The sequence below is a fragment of the Winogradskyella sp. ECml5-4 genome, assembly GCF_036903175.1.
In the GTDB taxonomy this organism is placed as follows: domain Bacteria; phylum Bacteroidota; class Bacteroidia; order Flavobacteriales; family Flavobacteriaceae; genus Winogradskyella; species Winogradskyella damuponensis.
Window position 1 is genome coordinate 1 of sequence record NZ_JAYJLF010000037.1, and the last position, 4,364, is coordinate 4,364.

Below are 4,364 nucleotides of genomic sequence, written 5' to 3' on the forward strand. Positions count from 1 at the left end.
AATATTTTTTTAACGTTCAGCTTTAAATTCCAACGTATTTTTCTGAAGCAAGTAAGCACAGAATTTCGTAAAATCCTTGAAATTGTTGGCACGCGCAAAATGTTTGCCAACGTGTTTGTGTATGGTTAGTTGCGTGGTTAAGCCTTAAAGTTAGCAAACAAATCACAGATAGAAAATTCCAGCGGAATTTTCGTAAGTCGGCAGTGACCTAGCAATTAATTATACACGGTGTTGTGCATAGTTTTTTATTCCGCAATATCTATTATCAGACCTTTGCGAGTTAATCTATAATTTTCGCCTGATTTAATCAGACTTTTATTTTTAATCAGTTCAGTCAATTCAGTTTCTTGATTTTTATTAATTTCAATAATTCCATTCTTTTTGAAGTCAGATTTTAGTTTCATTAGTGATTCTAACATATTTTCATTGAAATAAGCATTTCCACAAACAAATACTTTTTTGTTCTTTTCAACAACAGATTCCAATTTTTTAAGAAATCTAACTAAATTCAAAATCATTAAATGTAATTTTGAAGCTTTGTAATACAATTTCATTTGTTTTCCATTGTATTCTGCGTCAACTGAATTCAGTCCGTTTACAATTGGTTTATTGTCATATTCTCCAACTAGAAAATTCAAGTCATTTTTAATTCCATCTGCCAGCATTTTTATTCCATCTATTGGAATTTCGTTGTCAGAGAAACTATTGAATTTCGTATCGAATTTATGTTCAATTTTCAGCGTGTGATTTCGTAAAAAAGTATAAATATCAGAGGATTCATTCCAAAATATTCTGTCTTGGAATTCTTCATTTTCTATTATTTGTATGTAAATGCCTCTGTTCATTCCTCAAATTATGCACAACGGTCTCGTATATGATTTGTTGCGTGTTATAAGCGAGTAAGTTAACAAATAAAAACCGAAATAGAAAAACCGTGAGGTTTTTCGACAGTAGGCAAGAAGCAGCTATAAATTATATACATTGTTGGCTAACGTTTTTTCTTTTTACGAACTACTCCTTTGTGTATTTATAGGATCTTTGGTTTTTCGTACGTTGTTTCGTTTTTTACTTAAATGTCAAAAAAATCTTCAAATTATTATTCCGTTCTTTTCCGCTAAGAGCATCAGTTTTGATTTTCGGCCGAAATTTCGTGACACTAGAAACGATTGATTTAAACAACTAATTTCAATTTTTTTAAATTGTGAACAGTTCAGCCGTACGTTTTGCCATTCCGCTTATCAGCCAAAAGTTGAGGATTGCTATAATTTTGAATTAAAGAACTGAAGTTGGGTAAGTCGAAATTCGTGCGTAAAGTACCGCAAGAGTAAGAAATTCCAGTGTAATATTTTTTTAACGTTCAGCTTTAAATTCCAACGTATTTTTCTGAAGCAAGTAAGCACAGAATTTCGTAAAATCCTTGAAATTGTTGGCACGCGCAAAATGTTTGCCAACGTGTTTGTGTATGATTTCGTTGCGTGTTTAAAAACTAAAGTTAGCAAATAAATCACAGATAGAAAGTCCGCAAGGACTTTCGTAAGTAGGCAAGAACTAGCAATGAATTATACACGGTGTTACCACACGTTTTTATTCGAAGTTATCTCTTCCTTCTTTCCATTCAGAAATGTAGAGACAAAGTTCGTCCCAAGGCATATCTGCTATATCTGCATCACTCAATTCATCAGATTTAGCTATTTCAAAAAAATCTCCATTAAACTCATTGTATAATCTCCATATTTTGTTGGCACTATCAATTTTAGTTCCTTTAATCTTAAAAATCCAATTTCTCAATTTCCTTAAAGCTGTTTCAGGGTCGTCATTATGAATTTCAATATCATTGCCTGATAAATCTGAAATTGATTTTTGATAACGATATTTTATTTTATCTAAAATAAGCAAACATTTTTCATTCATATCAGCATTACCGAATCTTTTACAACCAATATCAATACCTAGTTCGAAAGGCATATTGAAACGAGCTAACTCGTTTTTTTTTGTAGATTCCATTCTTGATAAATCGTGAATGCTATATTTTGCTTGAGAAATTAAATCTTGAATACCTTCGACTCTAGAGTCTGCCGAATTTATTGTTTCTGATAATAAAGGTTTATAGCCTAGATAAATAGAGCTAAATACAATGATTTTTAGGATTGGTTTGTATTCTTTGTCAAATGGACAATTTATGAAAATATTATCTTCAAATGCCATAAAAATTATTCGGCTGTTTGAAGTTTCTCAACAGTTCCGTCAGTTTTATGAACTACTAAAACATTAGCTTGCTCAGCACTAAGAATTTTTTTACCATTCAGTATGGCATTTCTCTTTGTGTCAAATTCAGAAATTATTTTTTCCGAGCCTTCTCTAAAAACAACCCAATGTCCTTTTCTCGACATAACGTGCAGTTTTCTTCCAGATGCTCCGGCTGTTCTAAATCTAGCGCTTAATATTTTTCTTCTATCTGTTGACATAACAATTCAAATATAATGATTTAACTTTAAATAATGTACAAAAGTCATTCCAAATGTGTGGTAACGGTTTTGTGTATGATTAGTGGCGTGTTTAAGCACCTAATTTAGCAAATAAAAACCGAATAGAAAATCCGCGAGGATTTTCGTAAGTAGGCTTGAACTAGCCATTAATTATACACGTTGTTCTACGCAGGCTTTTTTCCTAATGTTATGTCTCTGACCATTTGTAAATTTCCTAAATCTGGGCTTTTTTTTAATTCAGTCAGAAGTATTTCGTTAATTCGTTTATATTTTAGTAATGAAATAATTTCATAAGGTTCTTTAGTCAAAATCGAAAATACGTACTGTTCGTTTAATAAGGAAAGACTTAATTCGATAAAGATTTCTTGAACTATTAAAAGTGTTTTCCAGCATTTTTTCAGAGTCACATTATATTCCAAGTCAAATTTTTTCTTGTCATTATGAGCGTAATGTTTATCTCTCAAATTTTTAAAATTTTCTAAATGTTCAGAGTTCAGATTTTCAATTTCGAGAATGAGTTCCTTTATTCTATCAGCTTTTAATTCTCTTTTCCATTCTATTCTTTTTCGATTTGATTGAATGTAATTTAAAGTTTTTATTAAACTAAAATCTTCATTTGGGTTGAGTAATTTACAAATGTCAATTACAAATAACTTAATTGAATTTCTATAAATTCGATAGAAAAAAACTGATTTTTCCACAACTTCACTAAAATACTCGGTTTCCTTATTTGATATAAATTTGATGTCGGTTTTCAGGCTTTCAAGCTCAATTAAAATGTCCCGAGTTTCGTTCAATTTATTTTCGAGAATTTGTGTTTCCATATGAGTGATTTCAGCTTGCGTAGAACGTGTTTGTGTATGATTAGTGGCGTGTTTAAGTAACTAATTTAGCAAATAAAAACCGAATAGAAAATCCGCGAGGATTTTCGTAAGTAGGCGAGAACCAGCCATTAATTATACACGGTGTTGCCATTAGTTTTTTATTCGTAATTATCATTGTACCAACCTTTCCATTCTCCATTTGCAGGATAAGTCAGTTCGTAAATTCTCTTTTCAGATGCACTTAAACTGTCCAAATATTTACTTAATTCTATTATATGAGTTTCTCCATAGCCCATTCTCCAACCAATACTATATTTGTCAATTTCTGGATAAGCTAACCAAGGTGGTAAAATCGGATTATTAAGAGTTTTAAATTCTCCAATTTCATTCAGAATGTCTCTTGTTTCCATTAAAGCGTATCCGAGTAAATTCAGTCCATTCCAAAAGTATGGATTTTCAGCGTCTTCATTATTTTGAGCGAGTCCAATTCCCCAAATATTGTCGACAGGACTTGCCTCAACCAAAATTCGGTCATTTGTATTTCTTAAAAAATCCGATAGCTTTGGGTTTTGACTAAACTTGTGAAAATTACCTCTTACAACTATTTCAAATCTATTTTCTTCCCAAATTCGTTGGTTGAAGTTCTTTACTTGTCTACCAAGTTCTTTTGCTTTTCCAGCTTTTGAGCTTTTGATTATTTGTTCGTAAATGTCTTTGTCATTAAACAATAAAGCTTTTTCAGCCATCATAAAATGTTCGGCTGTTTGATATTCAATTCCGTTAACCTCAAATTTGGATTCGTACCATTGACTGAAACAAGATTTAGTTATTAAATCAGATTTCGTGTGTCCCCAAAATAATAGGAATTTCAGGTTTTCGCCTGATTCAAATCGTTCAATTATTTTCTCGTTCGTGTAGTTCATTCAAATTAATGGCAACGGTTTTGTGTATGGTTAGTTGCGTGGTTAGGCAACTAAGTTAGCAAACATTTACGAACCCGTGAAAATTCCGCAGGAATTTTCGCAAGTAAGCTCAAAAAAGCAATTAACTATAC

5 protein-coding genes are annotated in these 4,364 nt (G+C 31.4%); all 5 read right to left on the reverse strand.

Annotation, left to right across the window (positions count from 1 at the left end; translation table 11 throughout):
- Positions 1-245: 245 nt before the first annotated feature.
- The 5 genes from VDP25_RS17300 to VDP25_RS17320 all read right to left on the reverse strand — a co-directional run bounded on the left by VDP25_RS17300 (position 246) and on the right by VDP25_RS17320 (position 4,233).
- A complete protein-coding gene (locus VDP25_RS17300) occupies positions 246-845 on the reverse strand; it encodes a hypothetical protein (RefSeq protein ID WP_334471836.1) in 600 nt (199 codons plus the stop codon).
- A 739-nt stretch (positions 846-1,584) separates the two neighbouring features.
- Positions 1,585-2,205: a hypothetical protein gene (locus tag VDP25_RS17305; protein WP_334471838.1), complete on the reverse strand. Its 621-nt coding sequence runs from the start codon at positions 2,203-2,205 to the stop codon at positions 1,585-1,587.
- A 5-nt stretch (positions 2,206-2,210) separates the two neighbouring features.
- Entirely contained in the window at positions 2,211-2,465 is a 255-nt protein-coding gene (locus VDP25_RS17310) for a DUF2188 domain-containing protein (RefSeq protein ID WP_073153697.1), read from the reverse strand.
- 185 nt (positions 2,466-2,650) lie between these two features.
- Complete coding sequence (locus tag VDP25_RS17315; protein ID WP_334471841.1) at positions 2,651-3,310, reverse strand: AbiU2 domain-containing protein; 660 nt, start codon at positions 3,308-3,310, stop codon at positions 2,651-2,653.
- A gap of 158 nt (positions 3,311-3,468) precedes the next feature.
- Positions 3,469-4,233 carry an NADAR family protein gene (locus VDP25_RS17320; protein ID WP_334471843.1) on the reverse strand — a complete coding sequence of 255 codons (765 nt, stop codon included), beginning with the start codon at positions 4,231-4,233 and terminating at the stop codon, positions 3,469-3,471.
- Positions 4,234-4,364: the final 131 nt, after the last annotated feature.

Bases quoted from the DNA above. Each gene is read 5' to 3' on its own strand.
- VDP25_RS17305 (WP_334471838.1), bottom strand. From the start codon at position 2,205: ATGGCATTTGAAGATAATATTTTCATAAATTGTCCATTTGACAAAGAA.
- VDP25_RS17310 (WP_073153697.1), bottom strand. From the start codon at position 2,465: ATGTCAACAGATAGAAGAAAAATATTAAGCGCTAGATTTAGAACAGCC.
- VDP25_RS17315 (WP_334471841.1), bottom strand. From the start codon at position 3,310: ATGGAAACACAAATTCTCGAAAATAAATTGAACGAAACTCGGGACATT.
- VDP25_RS17300 (WP_334471836.1), bottom strand. From the start codon at position 845: ATGAACAGAGGCATTTACATACAAATAATAGAAAATGAAGAATTCCAA.
- VDP25_RS17320 (WP_334471843.1), bottom strand. From the start codon at position 4,233: ATGAACTACACGAACGAGAAAATAATTGAACGATTTGAATCAGGCGAA.